At 67.2% G+C, this 20845-nt stretch carries 18 protein-coding genes; 3 read left to right on the top strand and 15 right to left on the bottom strand.

What is annotated here, in order from left to right; all coding sequences use genetic code 11:
• Positions 1 to 40 precede the first annotated feature (40 nt).
• Complete coding sequence (locus AT701_RS34245; protein ID WP_081319702.1) at positions 41 to 949, top strand: NAD-dependent epimerase/dehydratase family protein; 909 nt, start codon at positions 41 to 43, stop codon at positions 947 to 949.
• A gap of 44 nt (positions 950 to 993) precedes the next feature.
• Here the strand turns inward: AT701_RS34245 and AT701_RS16540 are convergent, their stop codons facing one another.
• From AT701_RS16540 to AT701_RS16455, 15 genes are all read right to left on the bottom strand, one after another.
• Positions 994 to 1935 carry an alcohol dehydrogenase catalytic domain-containing protein gene (locus AT701_RS16540; protein ID WP_223495597.1) on the bottom strand — a complete coding sequence of 314 codons (942 nt, stop codon included), beginning with the start codon at positions 1933 to 1935 and terminating at the stop codon, positions 994 to 996.
• A gap of 247 nt (positions 1936 to 2182) precedes the next feature.
• Positions 2183 to 3085 (bottom strand): DMT family transporter, encoded by a 903-nt coding sequence (locus tag AT701_RS16535; protein ID WP_058126227.1) that lies wholly within the window; start codon positions 3083 to 3085, stop codon positions 2183 to 2185.
• A gap of 42 nt (positions 3086 to 3127) precedes the next feature.
• The gene (locus AT701_RS16530; protein WP_223495594.1) at positions 3128 to 4498 is read right to left on the bottom strand and encodes an aldehyde dehydrogenase family protein; all 1371 of its coding nucleotides are present in this window, start codon (positions 4496 to 4498) and stop codon (positions 3128 to 3130) included.
• A gap of 56 nt (positions 4499 to 4554) precedes the next feature.
• Positions 4555 to 6033 carry an alpha/beta hydrolase family protein gene (locus tag AT701_RS16525; protein WP_058126225.1) on the bottom strand — a complete coding sequence of 493 codons (1479 nt, stop codon included), beginning with the start codon at positions 6031 to 6033 and terminating at the stop codon, positions 4555 to 4557.
• A 60-nt stretch (positions 6034 to 6093) separates the two neighbouring features.
• The gene (locus tag AT701_RS16520) at positions 6094 to 6978 is read right to left on the bottom strand and encodes an SDR family NAD(P)-dependent oxidoreductase (protein ID WP_058126224.1); all 885 of its coding nucleotides are present in this window, start codon (positions 6976 to 6978) and stop codon (positions 6094 to 6096) included.
• 3 nt (positions 6979 to 6981) lie between these two features.
• Positions 6982 to 7842, bottom strand: coding sequence for an LLM class F420-dependent oxidoreductase (locus tag AT701_RS16515; RefSeq protein ID WP_058126223.1), 861 nt, complete (start codon positions 7840 to 7842; stop codon positions 6982 to 6984).
• Between the two features lie 6 nt (positions 7843 to 7848).
• On the bottom strand, positions 7849 to 8934 hold the full coding sequence (locus AT701_RS16510; protein WP_058126222.1) for a Gfo/Idh/MocA family protein: 1086 nt from the start codon (positions 8932 to 8934) through the stop codon (positions 7849 to 7851).
• Positions 8935 to 8948: 14 nt separating this feature from the next.
• Complete coding sequence (locus AT701_RS16505; protein ID WP_058127645.1) at positions 8949 to 9917, bottom strand: NADP-dependent oxidoreductase; 969 nt, start codon at positions 9915 to 9917, stop codon at positions 8949 to 8951.
• Between the two features lie 8 nt (positions 9918 to 9925).
• Positions 9926 to 10402 (bottom strand): nuclear transport factor 2 family protein, encoded by a 477-nt coding sequence (locus tag AT701_RS16500; RefSeq protein WP_197668921.1) that lies wholly within the window; start codon positions 10400 to 10402, stop codon positions 9926 to 9928.
• Between the two features lie 222 nt (positions 10403 to 10624).
• Entirely contained in the window at positions 10625 to 11845 is a 1221-nt protein-coding gene (locus tag AT701_RS16495) for an alpha/beta hydrolase (RefSeq protein WP_003894703.1), read from the bottom strand.
• A gap of 175 nt (positions 11846 to 12020) precedes the next feature.
• Positions 12021 to 12590: a sigma-70 family RNA polymerase sigma factor gene (locus AT701_RS16490; protein WP_223495592.1), complete on the bottom strand. Its 570-nt coding sequence runs from the start codon at positions 12588 to 12590 to the stop codon at positions 12021 to 12023.
• A 480-nt stretch (positions 12591 to 13070) separates the two neighbouring features.
• Complete coding sequence (locus AT701_RS16470) at positions 13071 to 14063, bottom strand: helix-turn-helix domain-containing protein (protein WP_223495591.1); 993 nt, start codon at positions 14061 to 14063, stop codon at positions 13071 to 13073.
• Positions 14064 to 14391: 328 nt separating this feature from the next.
• Positions 14392 to 17166: an AAA family ATPase gene (locus AT701_RS16465; protein WP_058126220.1), complete on the bottom strand. Its 2775-nt coding sequence runs from the start codon at positions 17164 to 17166 to the stop codon at positions 14392 to 14394.
• Between the two features lie 85 nt (positions 17167 to 17251).
• Positions 17252 to 18337: an alpha/beta fold hydrolase gene (locus tag AT701_RS16460; protein ID WP_058126219.1), complete on the bottom strand. Its 1086-nt coding sequence runs from the start codon at positions 18335 to 18337 to the stop codon at positions 17252 to 17254.
• A 75-nt stretch (positions 18338 to 18412) separates the two neighbouring features.
• On the bottom strand, positions 18413 to 19060 hold the full coding sequence (locus tag AT701_RS16455) for a LysM peptidoglycan-binding domain-containing protein (protein ID WP_011728952.1): 648 nt from the start codon (positions 19058 to 19060) through the stop codon (positions 18413 to 18415).
• A 172-nt stretch (positions 19061 to 19232) separates the two neighbouring features.
• On the opposite strand from AT701_RS16455, the gene AT701_RS16450 reads away from it, so the two are divergent.
• Complete coding sequence (locus tag AT701_RS16450) at positions 19233 to 20096, top strand: alpha/beta fold hydrolase (protein ID WP_003894692.1); 864 nt, start codon at positions 19233 to 19235, stop codon at positions 20094 to 20096.
• Between the two features lie 16 nt (positions 20097 to 20112).
• Positions 20113 to 20844, top strand: coding sequence for a class I SAM-dependent methyltransferase (locus AT701_RS16445; protein ID WP_011728950.1), 732 nt, complete (start codon positions 20113 to 20115; stop codon positions 20842 to 20844).
• The last annotated feature ends 1 nt before the right edge of the window (position 20845 follow it).

The following is a 20845-nucleotide window of genomic DNA, read 5'->3' as shown; positions in this document are numbered from 1 at the left end:
GCGCGTATAGATGGGGTCGGGGCGCGACTGGGGGTGGGCGATGCGGGTGTTCGTCACGGGAGGTACCGGCGCGATCGGGAGTCATGCGATTTCCGCGCTGGTGACGGCGGGCCATGACGTCACGGCGCTGGCCCGAAGTGAGTCCAAGGCTGCGGACCTTCGTGCCCAGGGTGCGCGGCCGGTTCAACTCTCGCTGTTCGATCCGGCCGCACTCACGACGGCGTTCCAGGGCCACGACGCCGTGGTCAATCTGGCTTCTGCGCTGCCGTCTCCGCAACGGTTCATGCTGAAGTCGGCCTGGGCCGAATGCCAACGGATCCGCACCCAGGGATCGGCCGCTGTCGTCGATGCCGCACTGGCGGCGGGAGTGGCACGGGTGATCCAGGAATCGGTGGCGATGATCTACCGCGATCACGGCGACCGCTGGATCGACGAGGACTCGGCGGTCGACCACTTCCCGATTGCAGTGGGCAACCATGCCGCGGAGTCGAATGCCCGCCGATTCGGCGGCTCGGGCCGAGATGCCGTGGTGTTGAGGTTCGGACTGTTCTACGGCCCCGGTGCGTCGAACAGCGATCTCATCATGGATCTCGCGCGCCGGCACATCGGTTTCCAGGCCGGCCGCGCCGACGCGTACGTGTCATCGATACACCTCGGCGACGCCGCCCGGGCTGTCGTTGCCGCGTTGGGGTGCGACGCGGGGACCTACAACATCGTCGACGACCAACCCGTGACCAAGAAGCAGAACGTTCGCGCGATGGCCGCAGCGGTGAACAGTGCGCCTTGGGTGACAGTTCCCGGGCAGGCGGCGCTGTTGCTGGGCGATCGCAGTACGTCGCTCACGAGATCACTGCGGGTCAGCAACCAACGCTTCCGCACCGCGACGAACTGGCGGCCCGAGTATCCGAGTGTGTGGGAAGGCTACCGGGCCTTGGCGCAGAGCCGTTGACCGCCAACAGCTCACCGCAACGCCCCGACGCGGTCGCGCGCGATTCAGGGGGTCAGCACGATCTTGCCGAACTTGCCCGGTGCGCCCAGGCGTTCGTAGGCATCCGCGTATTCATCGAGACCGTAGGTGGCCTCGATCGGCACCCGGATCCGCCCATCGGCGAGCAACGGCACGACTTTGCCGGCGATGGTTCTTGCGATAAGGGCCTTTTCGGCGTGGCTTCGTCCCCGGATGGTCGTACCGATCAGTTTCGCCCGTGCCAGCATCAGCGTGAACATCGGCAACGACGCCGTGGCACCGGTGTGGACACCCACGATCAGGAACCGGCCACCGGTGCGCAGGAGCTCCACCCGCTGCAGACAATCGGCACCGCCGACGAGTTCGACGATCACGTCGAACGGGCCGTGGTCGGCCTCGTCATCCGGGGACACCACCGCCAGGGATTGTGATTCCCCGCCAAGGGACTTCACCTTGGCGTGCAACTCGGGACGTCGCACGCTGGCCACCACGTGCGCACCCGTGACCGCGGCGATCTGCACCATGGCCGATCCGACACCGCCGGCCGCACCGGTGATCAGCACGCGATCCCCCACGCCGACCTGCGCCTGGGTGACCAGCGCGTCCCAGGCTGTGCTGAAGATCTCGGGGAATCCGCCCGCCTGCTCCCACGACACATCACGCGGGATCGGGAGCAACAGATCCGCAGGCACGGCCAGGCGCTCGGCGTGCCCACCGCCACCCACCAGCGCCATGACCCGGTCCGCCACCGCGACGCCGGTGACCGAGGCACCGACGTCGATGACCTCACCGGCGATCTCGAGGCCGGGAACGTCCGCCGGCCACCCGGCGGGCGCGGGATAGTCGCCGCGGGCCTGCTGCAGATCGGCCGCGTTCAGACCGGCGGCGCGAACCTCGACGAGCACCTCGTGGGGACCTGCGACCGGGTCGGCACGCTGTTCCAGACGGAACCGACCCCCTCCAATCACCACTGCCCTCATCATCAACCACCTTTCGCCCCCGCTGCACGACCGTTTCGGGAGTCGTCAAAATCATCAACACACGAACCGGACCGCGGCGGGCCTGGTACACACTTCAAAACGCACTGCGCGCATTGGGATATGCCCGGCAGATGATGTCACAGGTCCAACCACGTCCTACGAATTCGTCGCCATCGCGGCGTTCGAGCATCTGAACCGGGGAGCGTTCGGCAAGATCGTCATCCGAGTCCGCTGATCACCTGCTCGCACGGCCTGTCGTGACGAGGTATGCACACGCGAGAATCATCGCCGATCCGATGATCTGGAGAAGCGACGGCTGTTGTGCGAGAAAGACGGCGCCGAGCACCAGGGCCGCCACCGGTGTCAACAGCAGGACCGCCGAACCGATCTCGACACGCAGCGACGGGCTGCCCAGCGCGATCAGCAGCCAACCGAGAACCTGGCCGTTGATCGCCGTCAACATCAGCCATCCCGCCGCATCCCACCCCGGGCTCAGGGTGACGCCGTTCCAGAGCACACCACCGACGACAGCCGCCCCGGCCGCGGACACCATGATGGTCACGTAGGACTGCACGAGAGGCCGGTCCGGGCCTCCGCGTCGCAGGAGGAACAGGAAGATCGAATAACACAGGGCGGCAAGGACGGAATGGGCGGTGCCTGCCACCGGTGCGGTGCCCACCACGCCCGATTCGAGGACTCCGCCGGCCAACACGGTGCCGAGCACGACCACCGGGAGCAGCACGACGAACCGCGCGCTGAGCGACTCGTGATCGATGAGCCGCGCCAGCAATGGCACCATGACGACCTGGGTGTTGACCAGTACCGCGGACAGGCCCACTCCGACCTCGTAGATCGCCTGGGTCCACAGCAGCGCATCAGCCGCGAACAGCACACCTGCGAGCGCCGCCCATCCGTGCTGAGCCGCGGTCGGCGAGCCGCCGCCCCGCCATTCCGCCACCGCCAGCGGTGCGAGCAGCGGCAGAGCGAACAGGCACCGGTAGAACGAGGCGGTGCCCGGCGATGTGGCGGACAACGCGACAAACAACCCGGATGACGAAATTCCGATGGCACCAACTGCCGTCGCGACGACAGGCCGTGCCGTGATCGCGGACGAGAGCCGATTGGTGCTGACCGCCACAGCCCGAGCGTATGGGCCCTGTCAAAGCAGTTTCGGCAGAAATCAGGTCGGCGGAGGTGACCAGTGCACGACCTTCATCGTGGTCATCTCGTCGAGAAGTTCAGGGCCGAAACCGAATCCGCTGCCGCTCGCCTTGCGGGGCTGTGACGCGCCACCTGGTGCACCGCCGAAGACGTCGTTGATCTTCACAGTGCCGACAGGTAGATCCCGCCACGCCTGTTGCGCATGGCCCATATCCGGTGTCAGCACACTGGCCGCGAGGCCGTACCTGTCATCGGCGGCCTCCGTGATCGCGGCGTCGAAGTCCGGAACGACACGGACCGCAGCGACGGGGCCGAATGTCTCTTCCTGGAACACCAGCATGTCTTTCGTGCAGTCGGTCAGCACCGTCGGCGGGTAGAAGGTGCCGGGACCAGACGGTGCCTCTCCCCCGGCGGCCACGGTGGCGCCACGCTTGACGGCGTCGGTGACGTGGCGGTGGACCTGTTCGCGCTGGCGCTCATCGACCAACGGGCCGATCCGCTCTGCCCAGCTCTCGGCCTCGTCGACCAGGGCACGGATGAACGCCTCGACCATGGCCTCCACGGCTCCGACCACGAAGATTCGCTCGACCGATACGCAGATCTGACCGGCGTTGGCGAACGAACCGAGCGCGGCCTGCGCCGCAGCCCACCCCGGGTCGATCCCCGCATCGACGACGAGCGCATCGTTGCCGCCGTTCTCCAGCAGCGCCTTGGCGCCGCGTTCGGCGCAGGCGCGGGTGATCGCTCGCCCTGTCACGCTGCTGCCGACGTGGGCGACGACGTCGACGTCCCCGGCCGCCGCGAGTTGCGCACCGATCGTGGCGTCACCGTCGAGGATCTCGAGTACGCCCTTGGGCAGGTGCTGCGCCAGCAACTCGGCGAACCGGCGACCGGTGGCGGGGCACCGTTCGCTCGGTTTGTGCACGACGGTGTTGCCCGTGACCAGCGCGGCGCCCAGCAGCCCGGCGGCCACGGCGACGGGATCGTTCCACGGCGTGAGCACTGCGACGACGCCGCGTGGCCCGGGCACCATCAAATCGGTGGCCGACCAGTTGCCGTGCAGGCTGCGGCCCCGGTGCAGGGGGCCGAGCTCGGCATACTGGACGAGCGTCGAGACGGCGGCGTCGACACCGCCGCTGGCGTCGGCTCTGAGCTTTCCGGTCTCGCGTTCGTTGAGCTCGGCGAGTTCGTCGGCCGCGGCGCGGACATCGGCTGCGGCCGAGGTGAGCACGGCCGCGCGCTCACCCGCGGGCGTGCGGGCCCAACCGGCCGCGGCACCGCGGGCACGTGCGATCGCGGCATCGCACTCCGAGGCGGTGGCAATCGGAGTGCGGCCGACCAACTCGCCTGTGCGTGGATCGTGAATTGTCAACTCATGTGTTTCAGGCACACCTGCGGGTACCCGGCCCCAGCCGGGCTACACCCGCCGCCCCGTAGCAGAGGGAGTCAGCGCCGCTCGATGGCGACCTCGTCCCACGGCGGTGGCCCGTCGAGCAGTGGAGGTCGACCGCCGTCGAGGGCATGCTCGAAGAACGCGACGGTGTATGCCGCGTGGATCTCGTGACCCCGTTGCGCCCCGATGGGCCCGGACAGAGCGAGTGCCTGCGCCAGCGGCGTCCAGGCCGGGGCGTCGGTGTAGTTCAGGTGGAACATCCCCGGGGTCTCGATGTAGAAGCCGTTTCCAGGTTTGCTCTTGCCGAACGCCGCGCGCTGCGTGTCGAGTGTCTCGCGGATTTCGTGGTCCGGCCAGCCGCCGCTACGGTTGCGCTCGAGCAGGATGGAATCGGCGTCGCGGGTCAGCCACATCGCCGGTTGTTCCAGGCCGTCACGTACGACGTCGGCAGGCATCGCGGCGTCCATCATCAAGCACGCCTTCAGGCGCGGATCGGCGTGGCAGACCTGTCCGACCGTGACCGCCCCCAGCGAGATACCGAGTGCGCCTGCGCGGTCGATGTCGAGCCTGCCCGTGAATCGGCCCGACGGATCCGAATCATTGAGGCGTTCAAGCTCATCCAGGACGAAACTGATGTCTTCGGCGAGATACGGGAACAGTCCGCGTGGCAGCTCGGTGTCACCGATGGCGGGTGCGGGCTCCTTCGGCGTGATGCTCTGTTGGATGACGTGCACCAACCGGTCCTTGGTCCAGCCGGGAATCCTGCGGCCGTCGGGAAATGCCGTCACGGCCGAGATGTGAGGCTGGTCGATGCCGACGACGACGAACCCGCGGGACACCAACTGTTCGACCTGGAACATGTTGGACTGGCGGAATCCGTTGAGCCCCGATGCGAATACGAGCACGGGATACCGTGGACGATCCGAAGCGACCGGCGCGGCCTCGACGCCGTGCGTACGCACCTTGCCGAAGTGGCTGAAGACGAACCCGGGGATACCGAGAAGCTTGCCGGCCGCGGGCGCGAACGCGTCGACATCCGAAACATACGGCGCTGTCTCTGCTTCCACGCTCGACTCCGCGGGATACCAGATCTGGGCCATGAGTTCGCGCCGCGCCGCGGGATCTCCGTCGAAGATCTCCCGCCGGTCATGGTCGCGCCAGTGATAGCTGACCGTGCCTATCGCGTACGGTCCGCCGGGATCCGGGAACCGGAAGACCGGCACCAGCACCGGAATTGCCACCGAGACGGCGAACGCCACGCCTGCTGCCAGGGTCGTGACGACTGTCAGCCACCGTCCGCGCGGGGAACTCCGACCGCCTCTCCCGATGGACACGACCTCCCACGCGCCGACGGCCGCGGCGAGGACATAAGCGGGAGTCAGCTGCCAGCGGTAACCCTCGAAGATCAGCTGGGCGACGGCGACCGGCACCGGCAGCGTGGCAATCAGTCGCAGCCGGCGTGGCACCGGTAACACGAGCGCAAGCAGTCCCGCGGCGAGCGCGGCGCACAGTACGAGTTCCCCCGGTCTCATCTCTTCGATTATGCAGAAACGATGAAAGAGGTTGCCGGATACGGGGTTCGCACTGAACGCTCAGGCCGATGAGCTCACGGTATCGGGCGGGAAGGCAACGGGATACGCTTCGCTGTAGTCAGCCGAGCGCCCCACGGCGGCCCACTTGCGGTCCTCGCCGAGCAGGAACTCGTCCTGCTGCAGGCATCCTTCCACCGAGTGGACACCAATGGGCAGATGGTAGGGAATGTCGTCACGGCGACTCATCTGCACCAGGATCTCGGCCGCCCGTACCGGGTCACCCGCGGTGACCGAATCGCTCTGACGGATCGCGGACATCCCTCCGACGGTGTCGGCGTAGTCGGCAGGGATGTCGTGTACTTCCATCGACGCCCCCGCCCAATCGGTGGCGAAGCCACTGGGTTCCACGACCAGCACCTTCACGCCGAAGGGCGCGGTTTCTGCGAGCAACACCCGCGAGAACCCGTCGATGGCGAACTTGGCCGCCTGGTAGGACCCGATTCCGGGTGAGCCGCCGACGCGGCCGCCCATCGAGGAGAACTGGATGATCAGACCGCCGCGTTGTTCCCGCAGTACCGGAAGGGCCGCCTTGGACACGTTGTAGACGCCCCAGAAGTTGGTCTCGAACTGGGTCCGGAAGTCCTCGTCGTCGCCGGTCTCGATGGGCGCCACATTGGCGTAGCCGGCGTTGTTCACCACAATGTCGATGCGCCCGAACGCCTCCCGCGCCGTGGCGACTGCCGTGCGTGCCGCCGACGGGTCGGTGACGTCGAGCGGCAGCGCAAGGACACGGTCGCCGTATGTTTCGGCGAAATCGGCGAGTTGCCCGGGTTTGCGGGCTGTGGCGGCGACGTTGTCGCCCGCGTCGAGAGCCGCCTTGACCAAGGCCCGCCCGAATCCGCGGGATGACCCCGTGATGAACCAAGTTCGTGTTTCGTGTGCCATGGTCTACTCTTTCGTCGTTGTCAACAGTCCGGATGCGGTGATCGCGGCCGCAAGGGGTTCGAGGGTCGCCGGCGTCAGGGGCGGCGGCAGATTGATGATCGCCAGATTGAGGCCGACCTCGCCGAAGGCGGCCACCTCGGTGAGCAGTTTCTGGTGGTCGTGTTCGGCGTTGTGCCACACGTGCGCCGACAGCGTGATCTCGTCGGGGTCTCGGCCGATGTCCGCGCAGTGCGACCACAGGACATCGCGCTTGTGCGCGAACTCTTCCGGGGTGCCGAGAACGAAGTTCCAGTGATCGGCGTATTTGGCGGTGATCCGGAGCGTGCGCTTCTCGCCGCTGCCACCCATCACGATGGGCGGGTGCGGGCGTTGCGGCCCTTTGGGTTCGTTGCGGGCGTTCTTCAAGGTGTAGAACGCGCCGTCGAAATCGGTGCTGTCCTGACTGAGCAGACCGATGAGCACCTGGGTGGCTTCCTCGAATCGGTCGAGACGCTCCTTGACGCTGCCGAGCTCGATTCCGTACGCCCCGGACTCCTCTTCGTTCCAGCCGGCGCCGATACCGAGCTCGAGGCGGCCGTTCGAGATGATGTCCAGTGCCGCAGCCATGTTCGCGAGCACGGCCGGATGCCGATAGTGCACACCGGTGACCAGTGTGCCCAGCCGCAGCCGCGACGTGGCCTGCGCGAGCGCGGTGAGCGTGGTCCAGCCCTCCAGACATGGGCCCGAGGAGTCCCCGACGATCGGATAGAAGTGGTCGAAAGTCCAGCCGGACTCGAACACCTCGATGTCGTCGGCAGTCTGCCACACCGCGAGCATGTCCTGCCATGTGGTGTTCTGCGGCGAGGTCTTGAATGCGAATCTCATTGATTGTCAGTACTTCCTGTGTGATTCTGTGTTCACGTGTTCGATACCGGCGATCAGCCTGTGCAGGGCGACGGCATCGCCGAACGTCGGCGCGGCGGCGGTGCCGAGCAACTGATCGTGCGCGAACGCCCGGTACAGGTTGGCGACGGTGTTCGCCGGGCCGCTCAACCCGGTTTCCGGGTGGGCGTCGTGCGTGTGGATCGGCTCGAGGTGGGTGGCGCTGCCATTCGCACCGGCCAGTACCAGTTCGGTGGCCTGGATGTTGCCGTTGGGCGCCGGACAGGTCAGGAGCAGGTCGCCGTGGGTGCCGTTGATCTCCCAGCGCAGGTTTCCGGCTCGGGACAGGCCGCCCCGATAGAACACCGAAGCGACGGCGCCGCTTTCCAGTTGTGCCGTGACCGCTACCTGGTCCGGCGAGGTCACAGTCGTCGTGCTCCCGTCGTCGAGCGTGATGGTGTCGTTGCCGACGCCCAGGGTCGACGTGACCGACGAGATGTCGCCGAGCACGTAGCTCAGCGCGTCGAGGGCGTGCGCCGTGGACACGGTCAACGTGGTCACCCCGTTGCGCGCGTCGAATGCATAGGCCTGCGCCGCGGGCGCCCCGGGTGCCCAAGCCATTCCCGAACCGACGATGTTGGTGGACAACACTTTTCCGACGTATCCAGCGTCGACGAGTTCACGCATGCGCCGGATGGCCGGTGCAAACCGCGCCTGGAGCCCGACGACCGTGGGGACTCCCGCGACAACGGCCTCGGCATGCAGGATCTGCGCCTGCTCGAGCGCCACGCCCAGCGGCCACTCGCTGAAGACGGCCTTGCCTGCGGTAAGCGCGTCGGTGATCAGCCCGTAGTGGTCGGGTACCTTCACCGCGACCACGACCAGATCGATGTCGCGACGCTCGATGAGGCGGCGCGGGTCATGGTAGGCGTCGATTCCCCATGCCGCTTTCGCGCGCTCGGCCGACTCGGGCCTGCTGGTGGCCACTGCGCGAAGATCGTACTCGGGCAGCGCCCGAAGGGCTGGTACATGTGCCAGTGCCGCCCACCCGCCGTTGGGACTGGCGCCGATGACGCCCACTCCGATCGGTGTCATGTCGGGTTCTCCTGTCAGTCGAGAGTCAGTACGAGGCGGCCGCGGATGCCGCCGGCTTCAAGGGCCCGGTGCGCCGCGGCGGCCTGTTCGGCCGGATAGGTACGGGCCACGCGCAGCGCGAGCTTTCCGTCCTCGGCGAGGACGCGGAGGCCGTCGAGTTTGTCGCGCCGGTGGGTGTACTCGGGCACGAAGACCTCGCGGATCTCGATGCCGCGGTCCTGTCCGAGGTTGCCGGCGCCGTGCAGTTCCCATCCGCGCACGGCCGCGATCTGACCACCGTCCCGCAGGGCCGGGACGACCTCGCCGCCCTGCAGCGCCGCGTCGACAACCGCGGCGACGCCCGCAGGCCACCACTGCCTGATGCGTCCGCCAACCCCGGTCCCGCGCGCGACGATCTGATCGGCTCCGAAATAGGCCACCAGTGAGGAATCCGCCGGGGCGGCGTCGGCGATCACCCGCAGTCCGTCGACCTTGGCCAACTGGATCGCATAGCCGCCGACGGCACCGGCTGCGCCCGTGACGGCCACGGTCTCCCCCGGTGCGAGATCGAGCACATCGAGGGCAAGCCGCGCGGTGAGACCGTTCATGGGAAGTGTGGCCGCTTCGGCGTGCGTGCTACCGGCCGGCGCCCGGGTGACCTGATCGGGAGCGACGACGAGGTATTCGGCGTATGCACCTCCGGTGGGGTCGATCGGCATCACCATCGTCATCACGCGGTCACCGGGGCGAAGATCGGTCTGGACCTCGTGTCCGATCTCGTCGACCACTCCGGCCGCTTCCATTCCCGGTATGTAGGGCGGCGTGAGCGGTCCGGAGCGCAGCACGTCGTCGAGGTGCCCGGTGCGCAACACCGTGTCGCCCGGGTTCACCGTCGCCGCGTACACCCGGATCCGGATCTGGCCCGGACCGGTGATCGGTCGTGGCACCTCGACCAGCTTGAGGACCTCCGGTCCGCCGTACTCGGCCACACCGACGGCCCTCATGGTCTCCATCACAGGCCCAGTTCGCTGAGCCCGGGATGGCGGTCGGGCCGCGGGCCCGAGCTGTCCCAGTGAAAAAGGCGGTCGCTCTCGGCGATGGCCAGGTCGTTGATGCTCGCGTGGCGGTGACGCATCAACCCGTCGGGATCGAACTCCCAGTTCTCGTTGCCGTACGCGCGGAACCACTGCCCGGCGGCGTCGTGGTACTCGTAGGCGAACCGAACTGCGATGCGGTCGTCGCCGTAGGCCCAGACTTCCTTGATGAGCCGGTAGTCGAGTTCGGTGGCCCATTTCGCCTTGAGGAATTCGACGATCGCGGGTCGACCGTGGATGAACGCCGAGCGGTTCCGCCACACACTGTCGGTGCTGTAGCCCCTCGCCACCCGTTCGGGTTCGCGGGTGTTCCAGAGATTCTCGGCGGCGCGCACCTTCGCGATCGCCGTGGCCGATGTGAACGGTGGGACCAGCGGGGTTGTCGCTGTGGTCATCATGTCCTCCTGTTCCGAGTTGGTGAGACCCATCGTCACGAGTGAGGACTGATGTCCGAATCCGCCAGTCGCCAGTGCGACAAGCCAGTCGTCGCTCACCGCCGGGAGCGCCATGCACGCCGGTCATCGTCGAGACGACCGGTCATCGGCCGCGGGCCGCGTACCCGCCCACAGGAGTGAAGGCCACGATGCGGCAGAGATCGGCGGAGGACGGCCGACTCATCAGGGCTCGGCCAGGAACGCCTCGAGCTCGTGGCAGAAGATCGCCCACGCGGGCTCGGTCCCGGTCAGCAGATGGTTGTTGCTCGGAAGCGCGACGAACCGCGACTGCGGGATGAGCATGGCCAACTCCTCGCCGAACCGCATCGGCACACGCAGATCGTCCTGAGCATGCATGACGAGCGTCGGACACTCCACCTGGCCTGCGGTGTCCAGGACGTCGATCTGTGCGAACTGATCCAGGAAGCGCACCGCGTTCTGCGCGTCGGTCGTTCGCCGTTGCAACTGGTCGAAAGCGTCCCAGTCGGCGCGGCTGCCCTCGGGGAGGAACTGCGCGGCGAACACCTGGCGGAACGCGGGGTCGTCTCGGCCCCATCCGACGCGGGCCAGCTCACGATCGAGATCGGCGGCGCGGAGTTCCTCTTCGCCCACCGCGCGGACCGCGCGACCACGCGCGTATGCGCCGCACAACACCAGTTTGGACACCCGATCGGGATGCTTGGCGGCATACGCGACCGCTACGGCTCCGCCTTGCGAAACGCCCAGCAGCGGGAAGCGCTCGAGTTCGAGGGCGTCGACCACCGACGCGAGGTCCTCGACCCAGTCCTGGAATGTGAAATCCCGTGCGGACCAGTCGGACAGCCCGCATCCCCGTTCGTCGTAGCGGATGAGGCGATGGTGTGCGGACAGATCCCTGACCCAGTGTTGCCACACCGGACTCTCGATGTCGTAGCCGAGATGGGTCATCCAGTTCGCCGCCCGCACCAGCGGCGGGCCGTCACCGGTCGCGGCATAGGCCAGCCGGACGCCGTCTGCGGCGTAACAGAACCGGATGTGCTGGCGCAGCGGCGGCACCTCGATCTCGAGTGGCTCTTCATCGCGCGGCGCGGTGTCCGACAGTGTTCCGACGAACTGATATCCGCGTCCGCGCACGGTGCGGATGTAGCGCTGGGACTCCCCATCGTCACCGAGCGCCTTGCGGGCCGCCATGATGCGGCTGGACAGCGCCGCTTCACCCACGAAGCGTCCACCCCACACCGAGTCGAAGAGTTCTTCCTTGGTGACGCACCGATGATGATTCTCGACGAGCTTGACGAGAACATCGAACACCTGCGGTTCCACGCGTATGGCGACGTCACCTTGACGCAACTCGTAACCTTCGGTGTCCAAGGTGAATTCGTCGAATGCCCAGACCCGGCCCGAACGTGATTCCGTGAGAGACATTCTCGCTTTCAGACTGCTTCGCCCTTGGCGGATGGGTTTGCCAGAAGACGGCACCGCCTACCACCAGGGGCCGCCGACGGCCCCAGAGTGATTCTGTGCGACAGACGTTCCACGGACCAGGTTGAGTTGTTCCTAGTAGTGGCAAACCCACCCTCCGCGTATCTGCCGGGCAACGTCAGGACCGGTGATGAGACAGCGCCCGGCGCATCTGGTGCCTGCCCCGGTGCAGCCTTGACATGACGGTCCCCTTCGGGATGTCCATCAGCGTGGACACCTCGCGACACGACATCCCCACGATCGCCGTGTAATACATGGTGAGTCGCAGCGATTCCGGCAGTTTCGACAGCGCAGCAACCACCGCGGGATCCGACATGTTCCGCATGGCCACGTCCTCGGCCGACCATGTCTCGCCCGAAGCGCCGCGCGACGCGGTTTCAGCGTAGGTGTCGAGGAACTCACCCACGAGCGCTTCCGCGGGCCTGCGCTGGGCCGCGCGGTAGCGGCTGATCCAGGTGTTGCGCATGATGGCCAGGAGCCACGGCATGAGTTGGTAGTCGTCGCCCAACCGGTCGAACGCGCGGTATGCGCGAAGCAGCGTCTCCTGAACCAGGTCCTCGGCGTCGCTGGTGTCGCGTACGTAGGCGTAGGCGCGCCGATGAAGGTCGCCCAGAAGCGGTTTCACCTCGTCCTGGAAGTCCGGTCTGCGTTTGCCAGGGAACTCCTCGCGGATCATCGTTGTGGTCATTTCATCTCCATCAGGTTTCGTGCCTCGGTCGGGCGCGCACCCACGACGTTGTGCGTGCTGGTCATGTCGAGGCCAACGGACGTTCTGCTGCCCGCCCGTCTGACGGGCAGATCGGTCTTCTCCCGCACCGTGGAGGCGATCAGTGATCACTCGATGCGGTGTCGGTGTGGCCGGCTCGCTCTTCCCGGCGGACTTCGTCGCCGGCCACGTGAACAATGTTCGATGAGCCGCGCATCCTGCGCATGAAGATCACATGGAGGTTGCTTGAGGGTGTATGGAGAACAGCCGCAACACGTTTGCCATCGATGCTCGGGATCTATGCGGGCGGCCTCGCCGTCCGCGCGACGTCGATTTTCGATACGGTTTCTTTCTGGTCTGCGCACCGGTTTCACCGTCGTCGGCCGACACCGGCGATGAAACATTCACCAGAGAAGCAATATTCGTGTGATACACGTCGTCCGCGATGATTCGCGGCCTCTGTCACGCGTTCGGTTCGGCCTCCGACGCCAGGCCGAGAAGACGCTGAAGACCCGACCACGACGATGCGGCCGGATCCGCGTGGTACACCACCATGGAGAGGTCGTCGGTTCCGGCGATGAGGAGCTGTTGTCCGAACAGCACGAGCCGACCGACAGCGGGGTGTTGCAGACGTACCGGACTCACGGGCGCGTGCGCGACCTCGTGGTGCGACCACAGATTCCGGAAGCGGGTACTGGTGTGCAGAAGCTCGGTGATCAACTCTCTTGCCGGACTTCTCCCCACGCTGCCGCCGACGGCGAGACGCAACTGGGCAACGGCGTTCTCGGTCACACGGTCCCAATCGAGGTGGAGCGCTCTTTCGGCAGGGTCGGTGAACAACGCTCTGATGCGGTTCACCCCGACGCGTATGTTCGGCGAAAGCGCCTCGCCCGCAGGGTTCGTCGCGACAACGTCGGCATACCGGTTCTGGATGAGCGCGGGTGTCTCCAGGGTGTCGAGCAGCACCCGGCTCGCCTCGGGCACGCGCGGGCGCCCAAGGCGCTCGTCGGGACAGGATTTCCTGGGTTCGGCCAGCTCATACAGGTGGCTGGTTTCATATCGGCCCAGCACTAGCGCACTGGCCAGGGCTTCGCAGACCGCGAGGGAAGGACTGCGTTCACGCCCCTGCTCGAGTCGGATGTAGTACTCGACGCTGATCCCGGCGCGCATGGCGACCTCTTCGCGACGCAGCCCGGGTACGCGGCGGGCCCCCTGTGTCTGGATGCCTACCTGTTCCGGCGTCAACCGCTGTCGATGGCTGCGCAGGAACTCCGCGAGTGCGCCGACCTCGGATACCAGGGACATACTCTGTGAAACCCCTGCCGGCCGGTTCTCGTTCACTCGGGAGCCGGAGGTCGCGTTGCGCCTCTTCGAGGTCGGTCTAGATGCGGTGCACTCACCCGGAGCGGCGGCCGGCGCGTTGCCGGAATGTCGCACCGCCCTGCGCCCGGTCACGTTGTTCTCCTTCGGGCACCGCGGGTGCGATGTGAACCATGCGCCGCCTGCGCGCGTTGTTCCTGATGACTGGATCTGATCCAGTTTACTGACATGCAATATATTGCCTGGAAATAGTAGGACTGTCAATGAGTGATCGGTCACCTTGCACGGACCGACACCTCGGACCGGACATAAGGGCATTCATGTATGCATGGTTGAGAGATTCCCTTACAGATCAGCAGAACTGACGACGTCGGTCGCCGTTCATCATGGTGATCCCTCGGCTGCACATCCAGGGTGGAGCGCTACTAGGAGTTCGTTGGCCACATACGCCGAGGATGCGCGGTCAGCGGTCGGTGACGTGTCCCAGGACGCCGTCGAGCTGACTGCGGGAGGTAATGCCCAGCTTGGTGAACACCTTGCCCAAGTGGTACTGCACGGTGCGGGCGCTGATGAACAGCCTCGCCCCGATCTCGGGATTGGACAGCCCGTCACGGGCCAGCCGGGCGATGTGCGCTTCCTGTGCGGTGAGCCGGTGGTCCACCGCGGCGATGACGGTCTCCCGGATACGATCGCCGGCGGCCGCCAACTCACGTTGGGCTCGTGCCGCGAAGGCAGACATACCCATGGCCGAGAACATCTCGTGGGCGGTACGGAGCTCGGATCGCGCCGCAGTGCGACGGCGTTCGCGGCGCAGCCACTCCCCGTACACGAGACGGCTACGCGCGAGTTCCGCGCGCGCCCTGGTGTTTTCGAGCCTCTCGATCGACTCGCGGTACCACGTCTCCGATTCCGCAGGTCCGCTGACGAGGGCACGTGCCCTGGCAGCGAGTCCCAGAGCCCAATCGGTACCGCTGGACGTCGTCAACTCGGCCAGATCAGCTGCGGCCTCGGCGGCTGTTTCGACTGCCCCACAACGGGTGGCGGCCTCCACGAGCTCGACGAGCGCCCAGTTTGCCGACGCCAGCTCAGGCGGGAAGGCCGCTGCGCGCGATGCCGCCTCCAACGCTTTGCGTGCCGATCCGAACCCGTTGTGCAGCACTGCCTCAGCCCACCATGCGACAGTGAGACCGTTGCCCTCGCCGCGCTCGGTCACCGCGGCCACCGTGGCGTCGACGAGAGACTCGGCGCGGGCGAGGTCGCCGCGCATGGCCGCCAAACCCAGTTCGGCATACGGTGCGAGCAATGCGCCCGTCGCGTCGTCAGCAGCCCGGATCTCATCCACGGCACCGGCGGCACCATCGAGGTCTCCGAAGAACAGCAGCGCTATCGCGCGCGAATTGAGCGCGATGGGCACCTCGCTGAGTGCGCCGGTGGCCCTCGCGCGTTCCACATGATGTGCCGTGAACGCATCGAGGCGTACGTCGTCCCAGGCGTAGTGGGCGGCCGTCGACGCGAGCAGCATTCGGTTCAGCGGCAGGTCGTCGGCCTCACCGTCGAAAGCGCTCAAGACATCACCCAGCGCAGACCGCGCGGCCACGTAGCCACGACCGTAATGTGCCGTCAGCCAATCCAACAGCAGATCCGAAACCTCCGCAGCTCCAGATCTTTCCGGTGCCGACCGGGCGGCCGCGGCGACCTCGACCAGGTTGGCGCCGGTGGCGAGCCGCCCCGCGAACATCGCGGCCAACATCGCATCGAGATAGACCGCACGCGCGCGGTCCGGGTCGATGCCGCCGAGTCGGCGGGCTGCTTTGAGCAGCAGTGGCGGCGCATCGCTTCCGTGGCTGGTGACGAAGGCCAGCCGAGCGCGCAGCACATCGACCTGAGCCTGTTGCAGGTCGCTCAGAGACGTGGCCTCGACCATCGCGAGCAGATCCTGCGCGGACTCGAATGCGCCTGCCTCGGCCTTGGCAGCCGCCGCGGCCAGCGCACGGTCATTGCGCAGCACAGGGTCGACGGTCAATGCCGTCGCGCGCTCCAGAAAGGCGGCCGCCGCGCACGCCCCGCCGCGGGAGCGGGCACGCGCTGCCGAGCTCTCCAATTCGGTCGCGGCCGCGGCGTCCGGTCCCGCGGCGGCGTGCGCCAGATGCCATGCGCGGCGGTCCGGGTCCACCTCGGCGTCGGTGGCCGCCGCCAACGCGCGGTGCGCCCGCCGCCGATCGTCGAGCGCTGCCGCGCGGTACACGACCGATCGCACCAACGGATGCTGGAACGTCACCCGCGTGTCGAACGAGGCGAGTTCGGCCTCGACCGCAGGCGCCGCCGCGTCCGAACCGATCCCGAGACGCGCCGCGGCGCGCCACACCAGCGGGGCATCCCCCGTCGGCTCGGCTGCCGCGATCAAGAGGAGATCTCTCGTGGGTTCCGGCAGTTCACCGATGCGCACGCCGAACGCGTGCTCGATGTCGGTGGCGACCCCGGAACCGCCCGGCAACCCGAACACGCCGGCCAACGCATCACGCGTCAGGGTCCGTGGAAGCTCAAGCAACGCAAGCGGATTGCCATCGGTTTCGGCCAGGATCTGGTCGCGCACCCTGGGGTCGAGCGGCGCCGACAGCGCAGAATCGAGCAGGGCGCGGGCGTCGGCGCCCCGCAGGCCCCTGACCACGAGCGCAGGCACGCCGGCCGCCGCATCGCTGGGCTCCCGCGCGGCGAAGATCATGCCGACGGACTCCGATCCGAGCCGTCGCGCCACGAACGCGAGAACCTGCGCCGAGGACCGGTCGAGCCACTGCTCGTCGTCCACCAGACAGAGCAGCGGGCGGTCGGCGGCGGCATCGGCCAACAGGTTCAGCACGGCCAGACCCACCAGGAACCGGTCGGGCGACGAACCCGTCGCCATGCCGAGGGCGACCTCGAGCGCGTCGCGTTGCGGCACGGGCAGGTGCCCCAGCCGCGGCAGCAGCGGCAGACACAGCTGATGGATTCCGGCGAAAGCCAACTCCATCTCGGACTGGATCCCGACAATCCGCGCGATCTGCAACTCGGCGGCCCGGGCCGCGGCGTAATCGAGCAAGGCGGTCTTACCGACACCCGCTTCGCCACGGATCATCAACGCGCGGCTCGCCCCGCCTGCGACGGCGTCGACGAGCTGATCGAGAACCGCGCACTCGTCGCGCCGGCCTATCAACCCGGCGACCGGACCGTCGTCGCGCGAGACACCGCTGACCTGCACCATACGACGCTATACCGTTCTCCTGCGATCTCGGTGCGCGAATCATGCCTGCGGGGGCCGGACACCTCGACGGGGTCCCCTTCGACGGTCAGGCCGTGGCGCGCTCGGGTGTCTCCGGCACGGCCTCGGCGCGCGTCGGGCCGGGGCGTCGGACGAGATCCATCTCCACACGCTCCCGACTGTCCGGGCCGATCACGACGCCGGCGCCGGCCAGTGTGCGGACCTGCGCCGCAGAGGTGACGAGGGTCCGATCCCAATCCTCGGCGTCACGCCAGTCATCGATGCCCAACGTGGTGGCGGCCTCGCGAAGTACGTCGCCGAGTTCACCGTGCAGCAGTTGCCGGATCGAATCGGCACCGCGGCGCGGGTTGCCGATCAACCAGGAGTGACATGCGCCGCGCACGCGGTAGAGCGTGGCGTCCACGACATCGGCGACGTCACATGCGTTGTCGAACGGCACGATGGAGTCGTGCTCACCATGGAGCACGATCGTGGGAATTCTGTGCTCGCGCATGGCCGCCAGCAAGGCAGCGCACGCGCCCGATTGCATGATCGCGCGGGCCGCACCGGTGAATCCGCGTGATGCGAACGACTTTCCCATCGTGACCGCCGCGACCATGCGCAGATACCGGTTCAGCGCACCGATCTGCATGTGAAGGGGATCGGAGTGCATGTCATAGATCGCACCGAGGACACTGTTGAGCATCTGTCTCGGCGAGCGCGTCACCGTACTGATCGTCGCGTCGAAAGACGAGCCCGCCGCGGCGTCCACCAGGATCGCGGCCAACACCCGCTGTGGCGCAACCGCCGCGAGATGGATGGCGGTGCGCCCACCCATGGAATGTCCTGCCAGAACGGCCTTTTCGATACCCAGTGCGTCCATGGTCCGCAGCACCATGGCGGTGCGCTCGCTGAACCCGTCCGCATCCGGCGGTAGGTCCTCGGTGTCGCCGTGCCCCGGCGCGTCGATCGCAACGATCCGAAAGCCCAGCCCCGCAACCCTGCTCAACAGCCGGATGTAGACACGCCGGTTCAGACCGAGACCGTGCAGGAACACCATCGGCACACCGACACCACCGACCGAGACCCCGACCTGGTGACCGTCGTCGAGCTCGACGACATGATGTGTGAGCCGGACACGCCGTGCTGCTCGTCCCGAATTCACCGCATCCATCCCGTCGTCGGCCTTTTTGGTGCACCGGGAGTACCCTCCCGCTGCACGTTCAAACGTCAAGGGCGACGCGGTCCGTCAGGACGGGAAATAGACGATCTGGTTGGAGCACAGCGCGTGCGGCCTGCTGATGTAGTTGGCGGCGGCGACCACCGCGGTCCTGGTCTCGACGTCGTCGTCGCCGTACTCCTCCCGCACCAACGATTCCAGCGTGTCACCGGCGACACCGCGGCGACGGTTGAGTCGCGGCACGACGAGTATCGTGCCGGGCTCGGGATCGGTGAACAGATCGAGGTGGTTGGCGTTGGCGATCACGACCGCGAGCGCCTCGTCGCCGTACCACCGGTGCGCCAGGTTGAGAAAACTCTCCCCTTCGACGACCGTGTGGCGGCCCACGTCGGTGAGGTCGGGCATCAGCAGCCACGCGCCGCGCTGGATCTGCCGTTGCGCCACGCCGTTGACCACCTCCCAGATGAGCTGGACGGCCTGGTCCTCGGTGGCGTAGTGGCGCTGTGTGAGCTCTGCGCGAGCCGCGGTCGAGTCCTCGGTCGTGAACAGGTGGCGATACGTGACGTAGGGAACGAGGATCTCCTGCCCTGTGACGATGAGATCCGGGTTGGCGACGTGGTTCTGCCGTGCGATGACCGGAAACAGGCCGCCGTCGCCGTACTCCCGCTGCGCGATGCCGAACAACGTGTCCGCGTGTGCGACCGTGTAGGTCTTCATCCGGTGCGTCCTTTCCGTGTGCCATCAGTGTCGGACCGCCGCAGCACCTCGGCGTGCGTAGGGCGCTACCCCATTCGCATACGTGCCGGTCTTTGCGGTCGTCCGGGCGGCTTGGCAAGATGGGAGAGCTCGGCTCGTCGACCCGCACGGCCACATCGCACCGGAGGCACCCATGGACTCCTACCGCCGCGGCAACCTCGAATTCGAGGTCAGCGAAGCCGGGCCCTCCGACGGCGCGACAGTGATACTGCTGCACGGGTTTCCGCAGCGGAACTCCAGCTGGGAGCCCATCGTCGGCAGACTCACGGCGCACGGCTTCCGGTGTCTCGCACCGAACCAGCGCGGATACTCCCCCGGCGCCCGGCCACCACGTCGGCGCGACTACCGCGTGGGTGAGCTCGTCGAAGACGTGGTCGCACTCATCGACGCGAGCGGAGCAGACCGCGTCCACCTTGTGGGGCACGACTGGGGTGCCGCCGTGGCCTGGGGCGTCGCGTCATACGTGCCGGCGCGGCTGGCCACGTTGTCGGCGCTGTCGGTTCCGCACCCGCAGGCCTTCCTGCGGGCGATGACGACCAGTCGGCAGGGACTTGCATCCTGGTACATGTACCTCAACCAGCTTCCCCGCCTTCCCGAACGGCTCATGCTCGGCCGCGATGGCGGCGCTGCGCGCATGGTCAGGACGCTGCAGCGAAGCGGACAGACGCGTGAGATCGCCGAGCGTGACGCACGCGCCATGGCCGAACCCGGCGCGCTGACCGCCGCTCTCAACTGGTACCGGGCCATGTTCCTGTCGACGTCGGATCCCCGCGCAAAGCACAAGATCGCCAAGCGCAAGATCACGGTGCCGACGCTGTACGTGTGGAGCGACCGCGACATCGCGATCACCGAGAAGCCCGCACGCGAGACCGCGAACTACGTTGCGGGACCGTACCGATTCGAGACGCTGCACGGAGTATCGCACTGGATCCCGGAGGAAAGGCCCGACGAGGTTGCCGATCTGCTGCTGGAGTGGTTCGCGGCGCACCCGGTGTGACCGGCACACTGAGTGTGTGCCCGATACCGTTGGACCGCAGCCCCAGTACGAGACATTCGCCGACGAATTCCTCGACCACGCGAGAGACGGCTTCTACAACGCCCACTACGACAGGCCCGCCTGTCTGGCGCTGATCGGCGACGTCGCCGGCCGCACGATTCTGGACGCGGCATGCGGACCAGGGTTGTATGCGGAGGAACTGGCGAAACGCGGAGCGTCGCTGATCGGATTCGACCAGAGCCCACGCATGGTCGAATTGGCCCGTGCGCGTGTGCCGTCCGGTGATTTCCGTGTGCACGATCTCGCCGGACCCCTGGACTGGCTACCGAGCCAGTCGGTCGACGCCGTGCTGCTGGCGCTGGCACTCGAGTACGTCGACGACCGCACGGCGATGCTGCGTGAGTTCCACCGGGTTCTGCGGCCCGCCGGTGCGCTCGTCCTGTCCCGGATGCACCCCACCGGTGACTGGCTGCGCCATGGCGGAAATTACTTCGAGACCAGGGTCGTCGAGGAGACGTGGAGCAGGGGGTGGAACGTGCGATACTGGCTCGCCCCATTGGAACGCACCTGTTCGGAGCTGCGCGATGCCGGGTTCCTCATCGAAGAACTACGCGAACCCCGGCCGACGGAAGAAGCGGCCCGTCGCGACCCGCAGGCCTACCAGCGACTCGCGCAGGCACCCGAGGGTTTCATGACGATCCGAGCCGTCCCGGACTTCCGACTCCGACGGCCTGCGGCCGGGCGGTAGG

Origin of the sequence: Mycolicibacterium smegmatis, assembly GCF_001457595.1 — a bacterium.
Classification (GTDB): Bacteria; Actinomycetota; Actinomycetes; order Mycobacteriales; family Mycobacteriaceae; genus Mycobacterium; species Mycobacterium smegmatis.
This window is presented reverse-complemented; position numbering and strand designations above follow the sequence as displayed.